The sequence below is a fragment of the Nocardia abscessus NBRC 100374 genome (genome assembly GCF_000308455.1).
GTDB classification, from domain to species: domain Bacteria; phylum Actinomycetota; class Actinomycetes; order Mycobacteriales; family Mycobacteriaceae; genus Nocardia; species Nocardia abscessus.
Genome location: NZ_BAFP01000062.1, coordinates 23,287 through 41,025 on the forward strand (window position 1 = coordinate 23,287; position 17,739 = coordinate 41,025).

General features: G+C 67.2%; 17 protein-coding genes. 15 read left to right on the top strand and 2 right to left on the bottom strand.

Annotation, left to right across the window (positions count from 1 at the left end; genetic code table 11):
• Positions 1 to 97 precede the first annotated feature (97 nt).
• The 8 genes from ON19_RS11595 (at position 98) to ON19_RS11630 (ending at position 8,839) form a co-directional block, all read left to right on the top strand.
• Complete coding sequence (locus ON19_RS11595) at positions 98 to 1,006, top strand: hypothetical protein (RefSeq protein ID WP_043690050.1); 909 nt, start codon at positions 98 to 100, stop codon at positions 1,004 to 1,006.
• A gap of 38 nt (positions 1,007 to 1,044) precedes the next feature.
• Positions 1,045 to 1,815 carry a vWA domain-containing protein gene (locus tag ON19_RS11600; RefSeq protein ID WP_043690053.1) on the top strand — a complete coding sequence of 257 codons (771 nt, stop codon included), beginning with the start codon at positions 1,045 to 1,047 and terminating at the stop codon, positions 1,813 to 1,815.
• A 17-nt stretch (positions 1,816 to 1,832) separates the two neighbouring features.
• Positions 1,833 to 2,690: a PP2C family serine/threonine-protein phosphatase gene (locus ON19_RS11605; protein WP_157229670.1), complete on the top strand. Its 858-nt coding sequence runs from the start codon at positions 1,833 to 1,835 to the stop codon at positions 2,688 to 2,690.
• Positions 2,687 to 3,970, top strand: coding sequence for a protein kinase domain-containing protein (locus tag ON19_RS11610; RefSeq protein WP_043690057.1), 1,284 nt, complete (start codon positions 2,687 to 2,689; stop codon positions 3,968 to 3,970). The genes ON19_RS11605 and ON19_RS11610 overlap by 4 nt, the downstream gene beginning before the upstream one ends.
• A complete protein-coding gene (locus tag ON19_RS11615) occupies positions 3,967 to 4,608 on the top strand; it encodes a 4Fe-4S single cluster domain-containing protein (RefSeq protein WP_043690059.1) in 642 nt (213 codons plus the stop codon). Before ON19_RS11610 ends, ON19_RS11615 begins: the two co-directional genes overlap by 4 nt.
• Positions 4,605 to 5,852 (top strand): hypothetical protein, encoded by a 1,248-nt coding sequence (locus ON19_RS11620; protein WP_043690062.1) that lies wholly within the window; start codon positions 4,605 to 4,607, stop codon positions 5,850 to 5,852. The genes ON19_RS11615 and ON19_RS11620 overlap by 4 nt, the downstream gene beginning before the upstream one ends.
• Entirely contained in the window at positions 5,849 to 7,927 is a 2,079-nt protein-coding gene (locus ON19_RS11625) for an AAA family ATPase (protein WP_051168758.1), read from the top strand. The genes ON19_RS11620 and ON19_RS11625 overlap by 4 nt, the downstream gene beginning before the upstream one ends.
• A gap of 330 nt (positions 7,928 to 8,257) precedes the next feature.
• Positions 8,258 to 8,839: an NUDIX hydrolase gene (locus ON19_RS11630; RefSeq protein WP_043690145.1), complete on the top strand. Its 582-nt coding sequence runs from the start codon at positions 8,258 to 8,260 to the stop codon at positions 8,837 to 8,839.
• An 84-nt stretch (positions 8,840 to 8,923) separates the two neighbouring features.
• Here the strand turns inward: ON19_RS11630 and ON19_RS11635 are convergent, their stop codons facing one another.
• Positions 8,924 to 10,147 (bottom strand): helix-turn-helix domain-containing protein, encoded by a 1,224-nt coding sequence (locus ON19_RS11635; RefSeq protein ID WP_306307042.1) that lies wholly within the window; start codon positions 10,145 to 10,147, stop codon positions 8,924 to 8,926.
• A 198-nt stretch (positions 10,148 to 10,345) separates the two neighbouring features.
• Between ON19_RS11635 and ON19_RS11640 the strand changes: the two genes are divergently transcribed.
• Positions 10,346 to 10,687, top strand: a complete 342-nt coding sequence (locus tag ON19_RS11640) for a hypothetical protein (protein WP_043690064.1) — start codon at positions 10,346 to 10,348, stop codon at positions 10,685 to 10,687.
• Positions 10,688 to 11,168: 481 nt separating this feature from the next.
• On the top strand, positions 11,169 to 11,519 hold the full coding sequence (locus ON19_RS11645; protein ID WP_157229671.1) for a hypothetical protein: 351 nt from the start codon (positions 11,169 to 11,171) through the stop codon (positions 11,517 to 11,519).
• Between the two features lie 96 nt (positions 11,520 to 11,615).
• On the opposite strand, the gene ON19_RS11650 is transcribed toward ON19_RS11645, so the two are convergent.
• Positions 11,616 to 13,157, bottom strand: a complete 1,542-nt coding sequence (locus ON19_RS11650) for an MFS transporter (protein ID WP_051168759.1) — start codon at positions 13,155 to 13,157, stop codon at positions 11,616 to 11,618.
• A gap of 75 nt (positions 13,158 to 13,232) precedes the next feature.
• Between ON19_RS11650 and ON19_RS11655 the strand changes: the two genes are divergently transcribed.
• The 5 genes from ON19_RS11655 (at position 13,233) to ON19_RS11675 (ending at position 17,735) form a co-directional block, all read left to right on the top strand.
• Positions 13,233 to 14,174 carry a LysR family transcriptional regulator gene (locus ON19_RS11655; protein WP_051168760.1) on the top strand — a complete coding sequence of 314 codons (942 nt, stop codon included), beginning with the start codon at positions 13,233 to 13,235 and terminating at the stop codon, positions 14,172 to 14,174.
• A gap of 183 nt (positions 14,175 to 14,357) precedes the next feature.
• Positions 14,358 to 14,747: a hypothetical protein gene (locus ON19_RS11660; protein ID WP_043690072.1), complete on the top strand. Its 390-nt coding sequence runs from the start codon at positions 14,358 to 14,360 to the stop codon at positions 14,745 to 14,747.
• Between the two features lie 4 nt (positions 14,748 to 14,751).
• A complete protein-coding gene (locus ON19_RS11665) occupies positions 14,752 to 15,687 on the top strand; it encodes an NAD-dependent epimerase/dehydratase family protein (RefSeq protein WP_043690075.1) in 936 nt (311 codons plus the stop codon).
• A gap of 486 nt (positions 15,688 to 16,173) precedes the next feature.
• Positions 16,174 to 16,602 carry a hypothetical protein gene (locus ON19_RS11670; RefSeq protein WP_157229672.1) on the top strand — a complete coding sequence of 143 codons (429 nt, stop codon included), beginning with the start codon at positions 16,174 to 16,176 and terminating at the stop codon, positions 16,600 to 16,602.
• Positions 16,599 to 17,735: a hypothetical protein gene (locus ON19_RS11675; protein ID WP_043690079.1), complete on the top strand. Its 1,137-nt coding sequence runs from the start codon at positions 16,599 to 16,601 to the stop codon at positions 17,733 to 17,735. Before ON19_RS11670 ends, ON19_RS11675 begins: the two co-directional genes overlap by 4 nt.
• The last annotated feature ends 4 nt before the right edge of the window (positions 17,736 to 17,739 follow it).

Genomic DNA, 17,739 nt, shown 5'->3' on the forward strand with positions numbered 1-17,739 from the left:
GCTTCGCGCCGCCGCATGCTCGGCGTCGAGCCATTCAAAGTGACGAGAATTGTCGATGCAACGTATTCAAGGATCGCGTGCCGCGCGAGGGTGGCGGGTGCGGTGGGTCCATCTGCTGTGGCCGGCCGTCGTTCTCCTACTGTCGGCGCCCCTCCTGGTCGGCTGGAAAACCACGACCGAGCACACCTCCACGGTTCTGGTCGTCGGTCTACGCGACGAAGGCGCCCACCTTGATCTCGACGAACAGCTCCGGCAGGAAATGAACTTCTCGGGGCCGATTCTGGTCGTGGCTGAGCCGCAGTGCTTCCCGCCTCTGCTCTGTCCGCCCGCGGCTTACTATCAGCCGCTCGGCTCGTGGGCGGCCGGTGACGGCTCCGTGGCGATCGGTCCACACGGAGACCGCCTCTACCACGTGACGATCACCCGGCGAGACTTCGGCTGGTGGCCCGCCCTGGGCACCGCATTCTTGATACCGCTCGTCGTGGCGCTCGTGTATTTCGGTGCCGAGTGGGTGCGAGTGCACGCAGGTCACTCCAGTACCCGGCGGGTGGCCGGTGAGCGCGGGATCGAGCCACGGTCCGGCGGCGGGCACGGCGCAGCCCCCAACGGTCGCCGCTCGACGGAGGTCGGCCCCGAACCGCAAGCGACACCATGGCTGAAGGGCAGGCAAGCGGTGCATCCGCCGCCGACCGCGCACGCCGTGCGCACGGCGGATCTACCTGCCCCACACGCGCCGCGCACGGCGGACCTTCCTGCCACGCGAGAGGCGCCCCGCGCCGTTGTCCCGGTCCATGTGGACGCCTCCGGCCTACCCGAGATAGCGGAGCTCTTCGCCGAAGGCGGCCACCGGGGCACCGCCCGCACCCATATCGACGCCGCCGGCGGCTATGCCGAGTTCGGTGAGTTGGTCCTCTGGGTCGACAATGCCCGCCCGGATTCCGTCACCGGCGTACCGGGCGACGTCGTGCAGGTGATTCCGGTGGCGCGAAACGCATTCCGGCGCTGACGCAAGTACCCATCCCTTGAAAAACCGAGGTTAATGTCATGACCCAACCCCCTGGCTCCGGAATCGATGCGCTGCCGGTGCAGCCTGCGAAGAGCAGGATCCTGATCACCCTGGTCGTGGATACGTCGTATTCGATGATCGAGGAGAACCGCATCGGCGAACTGAACCAGGCCCTGGCGACCTGGCGGACCGAACTGCTGAAGGACGATCACGTCCGCAGACAGGGCGAAATCGCTTTGATCACCTTCGGCGACGGAGGGGTTCAGGCGGTCGACCCGAGCGGCCGGACCGCCGGTGCGGCGCCCCAACCTTATGTGCCGGTGGCGCAATTCAGCCCTGCGCCACTGAAAGCCGGTGGCGTCACGCCGATGGTGGAGGGGCTGCAGTACGCGTTCCAGCTGATGGCCGCCCGCAGGCAGGAACTGCGCCTGAGCGGGCATCCGCTGAGCAGCAGGCCCATGGTGTACATGATCACGGATGGCGTCCCCACCGACAGCGCCGGGCACCGAACGGAACGGTGGCGCGATCTCGCGCCCGCGATCCGGCAGCAGGAGAACGGCAAGCACCTGCTCTTCTTCGCCCTCGGCGTAGCGGGCGCCGACCAGGACGTGCTGGCCGGCCTCGCGCCCAACTCCTGGCGCTACCTCGCGGATGTCAGTTTCACCGAGATTCTCCGGTTCGTCTCCTCCAGCATCGAGTCCGCCGCCGGAGCGTCCAGGTCGGAGCCGGCCGAGACGGTGTACGCCCGCGCCAACGAGCAGGCGACCAAGATGTCCCGGATCGATAGCTGGATCCAGAATCAGGGCTGACCATGCGAAGTGAATGCATGCGGGGGGCGGGGACGATATGGACCGCCGTCACCTCGACGGTGACCGGGCCGGGCCACGTGAAGGACGGACTGCCCAATCAAGATCGGCACCTGGTCCGCTCGATCAACCCGGGGTGTTCGGTGTTCGCGGTCGCGGATGGAGCAGGTTCGCGTCGCCGTTCGGACCAAGGCGCGGAGTTCGCCGTCGGTGCGGCGTCGGACGCGGCGCAGTATGTCTTCGGCGCCGGGATGCCGAGCGGATTCAGCGCTTGGTCCGCGGCGCTGCCGATCTTCCAGGCCGAGTGCCTGGACCGTTTCGATCGCAGCGTGGCCGAGACAACGCAGCGGATTCACGCCGAGCATCCGGAAGAGTCCCAAGCGGAGATCCGCGCGTCCTTCGCGACCACCTTGCTGGCGGTAGTCGCGCAGCCGCCGTACTTCCTGTACGTCAGCGTCGGCGACTGCTTCCTGGTCGTCGACCGCAGGCCGGGCGGCCCGCGGCTCGTCGTGACCGAGCGCGAACGCGAGAACACCGGTATGACAACCTTCCTCACCTCGGCGAACCGAGAGGACCGCCTCCAGAGTCACGTGCTCGTGGATGACCGCATCACCGCGATGGCCGTATGCTCCGACGGGCTGCAGGAGGGGATGCTCGAGATCGCCGGCGGTCTGCACTACCAGGCCCCTCCGGATTTTCGCCGATACTTCGAATATTTCGGCCGCCCTGGCGCAGCCGACGGTGAGCTGGAGAGCTATCTGAAGTCAGCGCAGTTCGCCGTGACCTCCACCGACGACAAGACAGTCGTGCTGGCCGTGCGGCGGTCCGCTTGCTCGCAGCGGGTCGACGTGCACGACGATGCGCAGGTGGGACAGTGAGTTTCTTCATTCCCGGCGGACGCCGGGTCACGCTGCAGCCGAACAACTTCGGCGGCGGCGCCGAGGGCCTCGTGTACGGGCTCGACGGTACCTCGGATTTGTGCGCCAAGATCTACCTCGACCAAGGCGAACCCACCAGGGCGCGCAAGCTCGCCGCCCTGCGCCGAACCATCCCGGCGGCCTGGGAAGGTGACAACGCCGAGCACCTGCACGTGGCATGGCCTCGCGAAGTGCTCCACGACCACGCGGGCGCTACCGCGGGCTTCCTGATGCCGCTGGTCCAAGGTAAGTCGCTGACCACGTTGTTCGATCCCGGTCAGCGGATCGAGGCCGTCGACGATCCCACCTGGCGGGTACTGGTCGCGGTGGCGGCCCGGGCCGCGCGGCTGTTGGCGATGCTGCACGGGGTGGGGATCGTCGTCGGAGACGTGAGCCCGACGAACATGTTGGTGTCCCGATCCGGCCACGTGACGCTGATCGATTGCGACGCCGTGCAATTCACCGATCCACGCAGCGGTGAATTGTTCCGGTGCACGAAGGTCACGCCGGAATACGCACCGCCCATGGCGGCGAACGGGCAGACGCTCACACCGAGCCACGACAACTTCGGTCTCGCGGTTCTGGTGTGCCAGTTGCTGATGGAAGGCGACCATCCCTTCGAAGGGGTGCCCGTCGACCCGGATACGCCCGACTTCGCGGCCGCGGAGAATATTCAGCAGCAGAACAACCGCCTCCTCTTCCCGGAGCGGTTCGTCACCGTACCCGGCGCCGCACCGGTGGAACTACTGCCGCCCGAGGTGCGGGAGCTGGCCATGGCCTGCTTCGGCAACGGCCACCGAGACCCAACGGCGCGGCCGACCGCGCAGGCGTGGGCGGACGCGCTCGACCGAGCGGGCTTCCAGTTGATGGGGTGCCGGGAGAACGAGCGGCACGTGTACCACAGCTCGCTGTCGGAATGCGTCTGGTGCGGCATAAGCCGGGCCGGCTTCGGGGAACACTATCCGGCAGCGGGGATTCCGAAAGTCGTCATCCCGCCTCCCACTGCGCCGATCGTCAGTCCGACCACGCAGCGACCGTCGGTCAAGATCGCGCCGACCGCGAAGCCGCCACGACCTCGCCCGCGCCCGCCCGCACCGGACCCGACCAGCACACCGAAGCCTCGACCGACCGTACCTTCTGCGCCGAGTTCCGGTTCCACAGCATTGGGCCTGGCCGCGAAGGTGATGCTCTTCGCTCTGGCGGTCCTTCTGGTCGCTATCGCGATCGCGTCGTATCGATGAGCACCGCCGAGTTCGTCGTGGTGGCCGAGACCCACCCTGCGTGCCGAACGCTGGGACCGGGGACGCGATTCGCGGTCTGGGTACAGGGTTGCCCACTGTCCTGTCCGGGGTGCGTCAGCCCGCAGTGGATACCGTTCGAGGGCGGCAGCCGCGTGGCCGTGGCCGATCTCGCCGCCGACATCGTCGCTTCCGGGGCTGACGGATTGACGCTCTCGGGTGGCGAGCCGTTCGCTCAAGCGGCGGCACTGGCCGCGCTGATCCGGGCGGTGCGCCGGGAACGCGACCTGTCGGTCATGTGCTTCACCGGCTTCACCCTGCGGCACCTCCGCAACAGGGGCGACAGCGCCGTCGAGGAGCTTCTCGGTCAGATCGATTTGCTCGTCGACGGGCCGTACGTCGCGGCCGAACACGGGGATCTGCGCTGGCGCGGGTCCGCCAATCAGCGGATCCGTCAGCTGACCGCGCGCCACGCGGCCGATCTCGACGGCCCCGACCGCAGCGCGGGGCTGCAAATCGAGGTCCTCGGTGACGGGACCGTCCAGTGGCTCGGAGTGCCCGCGGTAGCGGACTTCCGCAGCCGATTCGAACATGCGCTGAAGATGGCGCCGTTGCACGAAGGAAGCGAGAGAGCCCGGTGAGCAGGTCGCCGAAATACAGCACGGTCACGGCCGATGCCGAACGGCAGCGTCGGCTGGAACGCGAACGACAGGAGCGCGAACGCGCGCGACAGGCCGAGCAGGCGCGACGGGCCGAGGAGGCGTTGGACGCGGCACGGGCCCAGACGGCGCGGCGACTGGCGACGCTGGCCGACGCCTGTGCGGCATTGGGGGAGGAACCCGGCGCGGAAGCATCGGATGTCGCGCCGGTGAATGCCGCCCTGGATCGTGCTAGGTCACTCCTGGCCGCCGCGAGCACGATGAAAAAGCTCGACAAGGCCGATCAAGCGGTCACCGCCGCCGAAGTACTGCGTGCCTCCACATCCGCGGAGATTCTCCAGCGCGGCAGGCGGACCGGCGCCGAACAACTGGAGACGTTGCGGGAGATGCTGAATCAGAACGATACTCGGCAGCGTCAGCGGTTCGACTCGGACGGTGCGACGCGCAGCGAGGCGGCCGTCGCCGAATTGAGTGGATTTCTTCAGCGTGACGACCTCGCGTCGTTCCTCGCGGTAGCCGGCACGGCCATCGCCACAGTCCGAGCCCACCATTCGGCGGTCACCCAGCGTGCGGCCGCGCACGCGGAACAGGTCCGCGCAGCGAGTGCCGCCGAGCACCAGTTGGCCGGGCGCATCCGCGCTCTCGCAGGTGAGGCGGCCGCAGCGCGAATCCCGTCGCAGGACATCACCATGGCGGGGGAGGCGCTGGCAGAGGTCCGGGCGTATCTGGACCGGGACGAACCCGACCGGGCCGCGGAGCTCGCCGATCGGTTGACGGGGCGTCTGGTGGCGGTCGAGCGCGACCTCGATGCCGCCATCGAACGCTTCACCGAGCGCCGCGAGATGCTCGGCGCGATCCTCGAGGCCCTGCCCGGACTCGGCTTCGCCGTCGATTCCTCGTCGCTGGAATCGGGTGCGGACGGCAGTGTGGCGCTGCGTGCCCAGCCTCGTCGTGGCGATCCGCTGCTCGTGGTCGTGCAAGACGACGAGCAGCGGGAACATCGCGTCAACTACATCCGGGAGGGAGCCGACGAAGAGATCGCACTCGACGGCCGCTCCTGCGGGAGCTTGCGCGATCTCGCGGAGGCGCTGAATTCGTCGTTGCGGCACAACGGCTTCGATACCAGTGTGGTGTCCTGGGATGACGGCGGATCGCCTCGGACGCCGGGCGCCGCGCGGCGAGGAGCGGCCGAGGAGAACACGCGGCAGGCGGGAAGGTCGTCGTGACCGCGCCGACGCAACCGGTGGCGACCTGGTTCGCCCGAGTCTTCCACGAGGTCCGCCGTGGTCGTCACCTCGTCTTGCACGGAAACGTGGACGACCTCGTGCTGTGGGACGACGAATTCCACCCGGTGGATATCGCGTTCCCCAGCTTCCTGGGATGGGCGGGTTACACCGCGACGACACGCTACGACCTGGTCGACGGGTTGTCCTACGCCGATGAGACCAGCAGGAGTTTCGTCCTCTCGCGCCTGGACACCACACCGGCCGTCCCGGCACCGCAGGCATCGGCTCCGGACGCGGCCGAGGATTCCGCGCGCGGCCGCCGGATCAGCGCCGCCGAGCAACGCCTGCGCGCCCGCGCGGATTCGACCGGTGGGCCCGCCGTGCGGACGCCGGCTGATCTGCTCGCCGCGACCAGATCGCTGGTGGTGCAGCGCAACCGCGCCTGCGCGGTGATCGTCGACCAGGCCGACCTCATCTTCGGGCGGGAAGCCGCCGCCGAGGAGGGCTACCAGCTGAACTTGGCGTGGTTGCGGAAAATGCTCACCGAGGAGCACTACGCTCCCGGCGCCAGGGACGGTCAGCTGCGTAACATCCTGGTCCTGCTGGCCAAACGCGTCGGCACACTGCCGGATTGGGTGCACCTGGGCAATCCTCACGTCGCGACCTTCGAGATCCCGCCGCCGACTTCCGCGGAACGCGAGATCTTCCTGCGTCGGAATATCGGTACCTATTACAGTGACGCAGCCCTGGAACCCGAGCGAGTCGACGCCGCCGTCAAGTCACTGACCAGCCTCACCGACGGCATGACGCTGCGCGACATCGCGGCGTTGGGCCCGACATCGCACCTGGCCCGGATCGCCCCGGCCGCGCCGCGACGGCTCGTGATGCGCCACCGCTTCGGCGTGCGCGACGACCCGTGGGAGCAACTCGACAGTGCGAAGATCCTGAACGCGGAGAAGATTCTGTCCGACCGGGTGATGGGGCAGGGCGCCGCCGTGCGCGCGGTGGCGGACATGCTGGTCGACGCCCGCATCGGCATCGATTTCGTCGCCGATCCGGACGGTCCTGCTTCCCGCCCGAAGGGAGTGTTCTTCTTCGTCGGCCCGACGGGGGTCGGAAAGACCGAGCTGGCCAAGGCGATCGCGCAATTGGTGTTCGACGACGAGACCGCACTGCGGCGATTCGACATGAGCGAATTCAGCCAGGACCATGCCAGCGAGCGCCTCACCGGCGCCCCGCCCGGTTACATCGGTCACGAGAACGGCGGCGCGCTGACCAACTGGATCATCGAAAGACCGTTCAGCGTGGTGCTCTTCGACGAGATCGAGAAGGCGAACCCCCGGATCTTCGACAAGTTCTTGCAGATCATCGATGACGGCAGGCTCACAGACGGCCAGGGGCGAACGGCCTACTTCTCCCAATCGGTGGTGATCTTCACGTCCAACTTGGGCGCGGACACCCTGAACAGACCCGCCTCGATCGGCAGAAGTCCGATCGGAAAGAGCCTGCTCGGACAGAGTTCGCTCGGACAGGGCGCCCTGGGACAGCGTTCCCTCGGACAGAGTCCCGACGGGCAGGGCCCCCTCGCACAGAAGTCTCTCGGTGAGAATCCCGCGCGGCCGAGCGGCCCATCGACGTCCCAGCGGTCTTATGACGAGGTCCGGGAGCATTTCGAGAACGCCGTAGCCGACTACATGTCCACCAAGCTCGGCCGCCCGGAGCTGCTCGGAAGACTGGGCGGCGGGATAGTGGTCTTCGACATCCTGCGACCCGAAGTGATCGGTTCGATCGTCGCGAAGTTCCTCGGCCAACTCGCCGCCTCCGCCGCTAATCGCGGCTATCAGGTGGTTTTCGACCAAGAGTCGATCGCAAGGGCGGTGACGGAGGAACTCGCCCGATCCGGTTCAGCCCTGGGAGCCAGACAGATCCGAAATCCACTGCTGGAACAGTGGCTTCGCCATCCACTCAATCGCTGGATCATCCAGCACAATCCCCCACCCGGAACCCGCATCCGGGTGGGCAACGGCACCGGCGGTCCACCATTCGTCGTGGAAGCACTCAGCGAGGAGGGCTGATCATGGCTCTGGCCACCACCGCGACAGCCGTAGCGATGGGCACCGCGTCCGGCTTGACGGAGACGGAAGCAGTCCGTCGCTGACGCGTACGCGGGACTGAAGAACCGTCTGACCAGCCGCTACCGGGCCGTCGATCTGGCGCCCCGCCGCCCAGCTTGGTGGGCCGGGTATGCGCTGCGCTGCGAAAGATCTCGACCTGACACGCTGGGCCGCGAGGGCGGCATGAATGCTCGGTCTCCCGGTACGGGAAGTGGTCACCGCCTCCCTATGCCATGGCACGGCCCGCCACTGGTCGTGGGCACTTTCTCGAGTTGCGATACCGTCGAGCAGGTGAATCGCACCACTCAGTGGACTATCCACGGCGAGCGTGTCGTGGACGAGAACCGCCATATCAGATTGTCGACGGTGGATGTCGAGCTGCCCGACGGAGTCAAGTTCACGCAATACGTTGCGCGTCTGCCGCGATGCGCAATGACGTTGGTTTTGAATGACAAGCGCGAGGCGCTGCTCATGTACCGGCACCGATTCATAATCGACCGCTGGGTGTGGGAACTTCCCGGTGGTTACGTCGACGGAGCCGAGGATGTAGCGGCCGCGGCGGCGCGGGAGGTCGAAGAGGAGACCGGTTGGCGACCGAACAACATGGAGCATCTGGTCACATATCAACCGGCCATCGGCACGCTGGATCAACCGCAGGAGATCTACCTCGCCCGCGGCGCGCGTTTGACCGACTCCCAACCGGATATCAACGAGGCCGAGGACATACGCTGGATCCCGCTCGAGGAAGCGAAACGGATGATCCAGCGCGGCGAGATTATCGGAGCCGCAACGGTGGTCGCGGTCTACCGAGCGCTCAGCCTCTCGGCTCAGCGATCGCAGCATCGCAGCTCGGAACTTCGCGACGTGCGCTGACCCGCGCGCGACGGAGGGTGGTGCGGCTCCGAAAAACTCAGTTCGATTGCGAGGGTGGGTCGTGCCGACGACAGCCGAATCCGATCAAGCGCGATCGATGCCGCACCAGGCGGCAAACCCACGCACGCTTTCGTTGCTCCTCGCGTCGTCGCGGGCGAGGATGCGGATGGTCTCGTGAACCATGGGGTGGTAGCGGGTTTGCGTCGCCGCGATCTCCTTCGCTTTGCGCAGGGAGTGAAGGGCTTTCGTGCGGTCGCCGTGGAGCAGGTACCCACGGGCCAAGTCGATGTAGTGGTGGCCCGCGCGTTCACGGGGCGTCGTAGTCGGGAAATATACGCGCGCCGCGCGCTTCACCGCTTCGGTGCCGTCCATCATCTCGACAGCCAGCCCGACCGACCAGATGCCGACATTCGTGACGCCGAAGCACAGCCGGTAATCGTCACGATCCCCGCCGATGCGGTGGGCGGTCTCCCGCGCTTCGGCGAGGTGTTCGTCAGCGAGGTCGCGCCGACCCGCGCGGGCGGCGGCGAGACCGGATTTCAAGTGGAGATTGCCCCACATGCTGAGCACAGCCGGATCGCTGCCGCTGATATCGGACTCGATAGTGGCGCGACTGGATTCGAGAAAACGCAGGGCGGTCGACCAGTCGGCTGTGCAGATCAGCTCGCCCGCGCGCTGATAATCGCCCGCGAGGACGGCTAGCTGATCGCCGGACTGTGCGGCCGCCCATTCGTATCGTTCGACGCACAGCGAGGAAAGGTCGATATAGCCGAGCTTGTACACGAGTTGCCCGGTCGCGGCGAACGCTTCGGCGAGAAGCCCGAAGATGCGTTCGCGCTCGGCTCCGGTCGCGGAATGCCATGCGACGCGGAGCTCTGAGAGCAGGCCGGGCAGGAGCGTACCCAAGTCGCCAAGGTTGACGGAGTGGCGCAATCTGGAAGCCTTTGCGACGTCAGCCGCGAGTTCGCGCTCGGGCCGTGCGTTCATGGTGTCGTCCGGCTCGATCTTGTACGCGGCCAGTTCCCGTCGGATCTCGGCTACTCCGGCGTGAACCTGTCGTTCGTCGCGACTCTGTCGCGGGTAGGGCTGCTCGAGCAGGTCGGCCAGGTTCACTCGAAGAGCGCGGGCGCATGCCGCGACGAAAGCCGGAGAGGCGGGCGCGCGACCGCGCTCGACCTTGCGGACCAAACTTGCCGAGAAGTTGGCTTCCCGCGCGAGCTTCTCCTGGCTCCAGCCCGCTAGCTTCCTGGCGATACGTACTTTGTCGCCGACACCGGATTCCTGGGTCATCGTCATCACGGATCCCATTCCACAGACTTACTTATCTCCAGGGTGACAAAACTTTTGCCGCTTCGCAGTGTTGTCTCTGCGCCACAGTTTGTTCCGGCCCCGGCGCTGGGTGAGCACTTCCCTCCGCATGGCACGCCATCAAGAGCGACAACGTCGCCAGGGTCCGGGGGATCCTCGGCGCCGGGTGCCACACCACACGACCGAAAAGGGGCGGACATGGCGGAAATCGCGCTCGGCTACATCCGGCTGGATCAATCCGGCAGTGATCACGCGGACGAGGAGCGCGCGGTCCGGGCGCTAGCCGAGCGGAAGGGTTATCCCGATCCGGAAGTGCTGGTGGTCGATCGCGACGCGCTGATGCCGACGCTACTGCTCGTGCAGGCTGTCCGCCGGGTCGGCGCTTCGGTTGTGATCGCTCCGACTCGGGAGCACATCTGGGTTGCCAGGCGCGGATTGACCGAGGAAGTGACTGTGATCGTGGTTGTGCCTGAGCAAGTTTGGGAGCGCGGCCACCGGTGGCCGCCGTTCGGATCACCGGAGAGCGGGGTGAGTGCTTGATGTCCGACTGGTCCGAGCTCAACACTGCTCTGGTGGCGGGGACGGCGGCGGTCGCTGTGCTGCTGACGGTCTTCGCGGCGAGCAGATGGTGGCGAAAGCCGTTGCGCGGCCCGAGCGTCTATCACATCGCCGAACGAGTAGGCCACGAGCAGCTGTGCCTGCTGGGCTGGCCACCATTGGGCTGGCCTGCGGTAGAGCCAATGGAGGGCCCGGAGTTCAGCCCCGGCGACGCACACACGCTCATGCAAGTGCATCGAGAGTGCGACGCGGATGAGTGCTCATGGAAATGTGCAGCGGTCGAGGCTTTACGTATCGCCGGTCGGATGCGACCGAGCAAGCACCCGCGTCTGCCGGGTCGGTCGCGACCTCGTGAATAGGGCCACCCACTCGGACATCGCTGAATGGACCACCCGGACCGCACTCGAATTACAGTTGGCAGGTATCGGCATCGAGACCTCGCGGATCAGTCGTAGTAGCAGCGGTGGCCGAGGTTTCGAATCAGATCATGGGTGCGGCACCGGATCGCTGGCATGCTGATGAGATGGCCATTATTTGGGGGAGAGCCGTTCGATGGGTGTCGGACTATCAGCCGGGCGTCATCGAGGTCGAGTTCACCGACGTCGACGGTGTGACGCACAGTTTGATCGACAAGCTGCCGATCTTCGGCGTACCCGACGACCTGGGTCCGGATTCGGTTTATCCCGTGCCGGCCGAGATCGGCGTGGACCTCGTCGAGCGACTCGGTGACGGGACGGTCATCGACCTGAAAACGGAAGCGCACAATACCGATCGCATGCGATACGTCGTTCCCAGCGCGGATATCGTCCACTGATCAGCGAACGCCTACGGCGGTGCCGTGGCGATCGGACGGCCACGGTCTCGCATTCGCGCCGGGCATCGGAAACCGTGGCTGCTCGCACCCGGCGCGTCACCCGGTGTGATCGGCTGGATCAGGTGAAGCCTTCGCGCGCCGGGACAGCAGTGACTGCAGTACGACGAGTGCACCGAGGACGAGCACGGTCACGCCGACCATCCGCAATCCGGCCTCCGTGCCCGAGACGAACGCGGTGACGACGTCGTGGGCGCGGTCAGGTGCGGTGGTGGCCAGGGCGTGGGCCACGGTGTGCGGGTCGTGGCTCGCGCGGATGTCCGGCGGTAGCGCGGCGACGAACCGTGCGGTGAGCACCGTGCCGATCACGGCGACGCCCAAGGCGCTACCGAATTCGCGGGTGGTGGCCTGCAATCCGGCTCCGACTCCGGCCTGATCGGGCGGCAGCGAACCGGCGATGGCTCCGGACAGCGTCGGTAGCGCCAGCGTCACACCGATTCCGGTCACGACAAGCCATGCGGCGTATGCGAGGTAGGGCGTCTGGGTGCCGCTCGTGGACAGTCCGAGCAGTCCGCAGCCGACGAACCCGAACGCCAGTCCGATGGTCGCGTCGAGGCCGATGCGCTGCGACAGGCGTCCGACGTGTCGTGCGCCGAGGATGATCGGGACGGTAAGTGGGACGACGCCGAGGCCGGTCAGCAGGACGCCGAATCCTTTGCCGTATTGCAGGAACGACGCGTTGACATAGAACAGCGCGAACATGCCGAAGAAGACCGTCGTCATGCCCAGACAGGCGCTGCGCAGGCCAGGGAGCCGGAACAACCGGGGATCGAGCAGCGGATGCTCGACTTTCAGTTCGACAACCGTCCAGACGATGAACAGCGCAGCGGCGCAGACGAACCCGGCGATGACGACCGCGCTGTTCCAGCCCGCTTCCGGTCCCTGGACGATGCCCAGCAGCAGCGCGACCGACGCGCCGATGAGCAGCGCCGCGCCGAGTGGGTCCAGTCGGCGGTCATGGCGCGGCGACACCGGCGCGACCCGTCCTACGAGCGCGGCGAGAACCAGCGCGATCGGCGCGGCGGCGGCGAACAGCCAACGCCATGACCCGCCGGACAGGATCGCCCCACCGCCGACGTTGCCGACGACTCCGCCGATGCCCGTCATCGACGCCCACGTGGCGATCGTCGCACCTTTGCGTTCGGCGGGAACGGCGTGCAGCAGGACGGAAAGGGTATTGGGTAGCACGGCGGCAGCGCCGACACCCGTGATCGCACGGCCCGCCAGGAGCAGAGCGACGTTCGGCGCGATCGCCGAGATCAGCGCACCCACCGCGAACAGCGCCAGACCGACCAGCAGAACTCCTTTGCGCCCGAAGCGGTCACCGGCGGCTCCGCCCGGGATGACGAGGCAGGCGAAGACGATCACATAGGTGTCGACGATCCAGACCAGCGCCGACGCGGACGGGTGCAGTGCGCTCGCGGCGAGCATCGGGACGGCGAGGTTGATCGCGGCCACCATCCCCACGACGAGCACGACGCAGGCACACATGAGTGCGAGCAGGCCGCTCGGTGCGGCGGGACGGGGTGAGAGGTCTCGTGACGACGGATCGCGATCGCGTGTCAGGACATTGAATGGCATGGCCCCGACGGTAGGTACCTCGTTGCCTTCCGTGCCACGCAACTTCAACAATCCGTACTTGCCTACAATGCAACTATGCCCGAGCAGCTCGACCTGAATCTGCTGCGCGTGTTCGACGCGCTGCTGCGAGAAGGCAGTGTGACGGCGGCGTCCGAGCGCCTGCATCTGTCGATCCCCGCGACCAGCCGGGCGCTGGGCCGGTTACGCCGAGCGATGAGCGACCCGATCCTGGTGCGTGCCGGTCGGGGGATGGCTCCGACACCGTTCGCGCTGCGCACCGCGCCGCGCGTGCGGTCGCTGCTCGACGAAGCGTCGGCACTGATCAGCGCCGACCGCGAGGTCGCGATCGCCGAACTCGAGCGCACCTTCACGATTCGTATCAACGACGGCGTGGCGGCGACGCTGGCGACGGCGGCGGTGGAGGCCACGGCCGCCGCCGCACCCGGCGTGGTCCTGCGCTTCGTGACAGAGGGCAGCGAAAGCGCCGAGGCTCTCCGCGACGGTTCGGTGGATCTCGACATCGGCGTCGGCGACGTCGCGGCTCCCGATATCCGGACGGCCGTGCTGTATCGCGAACGGATGGTCGGCATCGTCCGCGCGGATAGCGCGCTGGGCAGGCGCCGCCGCCCGACGTTGCGGCAGCTGTGCGGGCATCCGCATGTCTCGGCCTCCCGCCGTGGCCGCGCGCGCGGACCACTCGACGATGCGCTCGACGCGGCGGGCCTGCAACGCCACGTCGCCGCCGTCGTGCCGACCTTCGCCGTCGCGGCGCTGCTGGTCTCCTCCAGCCGTTATGTCGGACTCGTCCCGCAGCGCCTCGCCGACCAGTACGGCCGGACCCTGGGCGTTCGCTGGTTTCCCATCCCCGCGGCCCTACCGGAACTCGAAGTGCGACTGCTCTGGCACGCGCGGCTGGATGCCGACCCGGCACAGCGCTGGTTACGCGAGACGATCCGGAACACACTCTGCGCGCCGTCCGTCGACAGCCCCGGCGGGTCTGAGCGCTCGGCCGAATGAGGATGCGTCGCAGCTGATCAGGCCGGATCCCGCTCAGCCCCGGGCCGACGCCCACCGCTATACCTCCGAACAGCTTTCTCCGGCGATATGTCGCTCAGATCACACGCGACTACCCATCACATCCCGCCAGCCTTCCTCGTCTCCAGTTCAGTACCGCGTTCGCGGCCTGAGAAGGAGGCAACCATGAAGCGCTCGGTCACCGTCGTCACGCTGGTGGCAGGGGCATCGATGCTGGGTATCGGAATCTGGTGCCGCATCGACCCGGCCGGTTTCGCCGAATGGGCCAATTGGCCCGAGCACGAGCATTTCCTGCACGACGCGGGCGTCTTCCAGATCGGCATCGGGCTGATGATGATCGCCGCCCTGGCGTGGCGCGATGTCGTGTCCGTGGTGTTGGGCGGATTCGTTGTCACCAACTCCCTGCACGCGGTGAACCACGCCGTCGACGAGGGCGGCGGGCATGCCTCCGATACCTGGCTCCTGCTGCTGTTCTCGGCAATCGCCGCCGTGGGCCTCGTCATCCGCCTGCGTGAACTGCGTACGCGGAAGACATCCGCCACGGTCTCGAGGTGAAACCGTGAGAATCCTGCTCGCCGGCGCGACCGGCACGATCAGCTCCGCTTTGATCCCGCAGCTGCTGTCGGCCGGCCATACCGTGCTCGGCCTCACCCGAACCGCCGCAGGTGCTCGACGGCTCGCCGCGTCCGGTGTCCGTCCGGTGATCGCGGACATCCTGGATGCCGGTGCGCTACGCACCGCCGTCGCGGGTCTGCGTGCGGACGCGGTGGTCCACCAGGCCACCGCGCTCACCCGGACACCGACCCGGCATCGGGACCTGTACGCCACCGATGCGCTGCGCGACAAGGGCACTCGCAATCTGCTGCTGGCAGCGGAGACCGTCGGCGCCCGGCAATTCGTGACACAGTCGTTCTTCCTCGGCTACGGCTGGTGCGACCACGGCCCCGCTCCGCTCAGCGAGGAGCGTCCTTTCGCGCCCCTCGGTCACGGCCCATTCGAGACCCATATGCGCTCGCTGCGCTCCAACGAGGAACAGGTGCTCGGATACGGCGGTATCGCACTGCGCTACGGCCTGTTCTACGGGCCGGAACCGGCGACCTTCGGGATGATGGACAGCCTCCGCCGCCGCAGGCTGCCGGTACCGCGCGAACCCGGGACACTGCACCCGATCCACATCGCCGACGCCGCCTCCGCGACGCTCGCGGCCTTGGCGCGCGGCCGGTCCGGCGAGGCATACAACATCGCCGACCGGGAGCCGGTCGATATGGGCGACTACCTCGATACTCTCGCGGCCGTGGCCGATGCCCCGCTCCCGCGCCGTATCCCGGGATGGCTGCTGCGGGCGACACCCTATCTGCACGCCCTGCTGGTGGGCAGCCGTATCCGGCTGGACACGGGCAAGGCCGAGCGCGAGCTCGGCTGGACCCCGGCCTACCCGACATATCGCGAGGGCCTGTCCGCTCTCCGCGCCGCACCCGACCCGGCCGAACGCTGATCCGGCGCCTCACGCCAGTGCCCGGCGAACGCCCGACCGCGTCAACGCTGATGGAGCGAAACCTCGCAGGCTCGCTCGGTCGAGTGACGCTGGGTCGCGTCCGACGAGGCGACGTCAGGCATGACGACCGAGTCGACGCGAACGCCACGTTCTCCCATTGTGATTCGATGCTGTTCGGCGGCGGTGATGGTACTTTGAACGCCGAACCGGCCGGGCACGGGGGTTCTCTGACCGCAACGATCGGTCAGGCGCGGCGCTCGGCATCGTTTTCGTGCTGTTCGACAGACCGGTTGCCGACGGTCGGACGGTGGGGCGGGTTGCGGAGTGTGACGTCTGATGGGTTCCGTATGGCGCGGGCGCGCGAGACGCGCCGTTGACGACACGGCGGAGTACGCGGGAAGCTCGCGAGAGGGAGGAACTCGCTTCGTCCCGAACCCTGCGATGGTGCGTGAGATCGAACATCGCACCCGGCTGCTGCTGCAACGCATGCAGGTGCGCGAGTTGCTGACCATGCGCCAGCTGATCGAGCGCTATTGCGAATTCACCGGCGCGACGGTGCTTCTGCAAGAGAAGTTGCTGCCGGTCGATTGCTTCTTCGCGATCACGCTGAAGCTCTCGGCGCCGCCCGACACCTATGTCATCGCGTATCAGAAGGCGACGCCGGCGTGGCATCAGGACCACGGGATCGGGCACGAGTTCGGCCACATCATCGCCGGGCACTACGAGGCCGAAAGCGTGCATCGTCATTCGGCGATGTCGCCGAAGATGGAGTGGGAGGCGGAGTACACGGCGAACCTGCTCGCGCGGTGGGCGTATCAGGTGGGCAGGGTGCTCGATCGGCAGCGTGCGCTCCGTCCCTTGCAGCGGGCCGAGGATCTTTCGCTGCCGCTGCAGGAGAGAATGGGCTGGCTGTGATCTACATTCCGCACGGCTGGCTCATCGCGGCGTTCGCCGCGGCCATGCTCTGGAAGGCGAGTCAGTACCGCCGGAACAAGGACGTTGCTCTGCTCGCGGTGGTGGGGGCCTTCTTCTTCCTCGCATCGGGATATGCCTTCGGCGAGTACGTCCAGGACCGGTCCGATCCGTGGTTGCTGACCGCGATGGGATACGAATTCGTCGGCACCGTCCTGCTGATCGGGTCCAAGGTGTGCGTCGTAGCGTTCTTCGTGCTGGCCTCACGGCGCACCGCGCAGACGAGGAAGATCCTGCTCGCCCTCGGTATTCCGCTGGTCGCGTCGATCGTCGTCCTGGCCGTGTGCGCTGTCGTCGCGGGCCCCGACGCGAAACCCTATGGCTTCGCCGACCCGGCCGTGGTCGGGTTCAATCTCGGGGAGAAAGTGATCACGTTGCCGACCGGGATGCTGATCGTTTTCTACTGCTTCGCCTATCTGCGATTGCTGTCGGGGACGCCGGCGCACGGAATCATGCTCGCGGCGATAGGCGCGGTGTTGATGCTCGCCGCCACCGTGACCTTCACCGTGCAGCTCGGGTATTACGCGGCGTCGGCGCGGCCACCGCGAGCGCTCGTCGTGCTGGGGCGGTGGGAGGTCTATCTCGGGCAGCTCATCTTCCTCCTGGGTGTGTCCTGGTATGGCTTGGTGATGCGTATCCGAGCTGTGGTCCTCGGCCTCGGGGCATTGCGCGACGTTCTGTTGCTGTGGCGGCTGTGGCGTTTCGCGGTCGGCGTGATCACCCGGTTTCTTCCCGAACGGCGGATGCCCGGTTTCCGTGTCCGGGAGCCTCTGGCGGCCATCATGGAACGGCGTCAGGCGATGATGGTCGACATTCGTGATGCCCTGATGCTGCTCAGCCCCCAGATCGACCCCAGGTCGACCGCAACGGTCTCCGGGTACGCGCGCGAGCTGCAACGCGTCGCCGCGGCCAATCACGAGCGGCCGGTGCTGTACGGCGAGCCGCACCGCGCGGCCGTGGACAAGGCTGATACGTTCGATGCGGACCGAAAACTGCTCGTGGCCTTGGCGGCCGACCTGGGGGAGAACATGGTTCGGGTGCGTCGTAATTGGGTTCGGCCCACGGCGAAGGTGTGACCAG

Excerpts from the sequence above, each read along its gene's own strand:
- ON19_RS11600 (WP_043690053.1), top strand. The coding sequence starts at position 1,045 with ATGACCCAACCCCCTGGCTCCGGAATCGATGCGCTGCCGGTGCAGCCT.
- ON19_RS11605 (WP_157229670.1), top strand. The coding sequence starts at position 1,833 with ATGCGGGGGGCGGGGACGATATGGACCGCCGTCACCTCGACGGTGACC.
- ON19_RS11615 (WP_043690059.1), top strand. The coding sequence starts at position 3,967 with ATGAGCACCGCCGAGTTCGTCGTGGTGGCCGAGACCCACCCTGCGTGC.
- ON19_RS11635 (WP_306307042.1), bottom strand. The coding sequence starts at position 10,147 with ATGGGATCCGTGATGACGATGACCCAGGAATCCGGTGTCGGCGACAAA.
- ON19_RS11640 (WP_043690064.1), top strand. The coding sequence starts at position 10,346 with ATGGCGGAAATCGCGCTCGGCTACATCCGGCTGGATCAATCCGGCAGT.
- ON19_RS11650 (WP_051168759.1), bottom strand. The coding sequence starts at position 13,157 with ATGCCATTCAATGTCCTGACACGCGATCGCGATCCGTCGTCACGAGAC.
- ON19_RS11655 (WP_051168760.1), top strand. The coding sequence starts at position 13,233 with ATGCCCGAGCAGCTCGACCTGAATCTGCTGCGCGTGTTCGACGCGCTG.
- ON19_RS11660 (WP_043690072.1), top strand. The coding sequence starts at position 14,358 with ATGAAGCGCTCGGTCACCGTCGTCACGCTGGTGGCAGGGGCATCGATG.
- ON19_RS11670 (WP_157229672.1), top strand. The coding sequence starts at position 16,174 with ATGCAGGTGCGCGAGTTGCTGACCATGCGCCAGCTGATCGAGCGCTAT.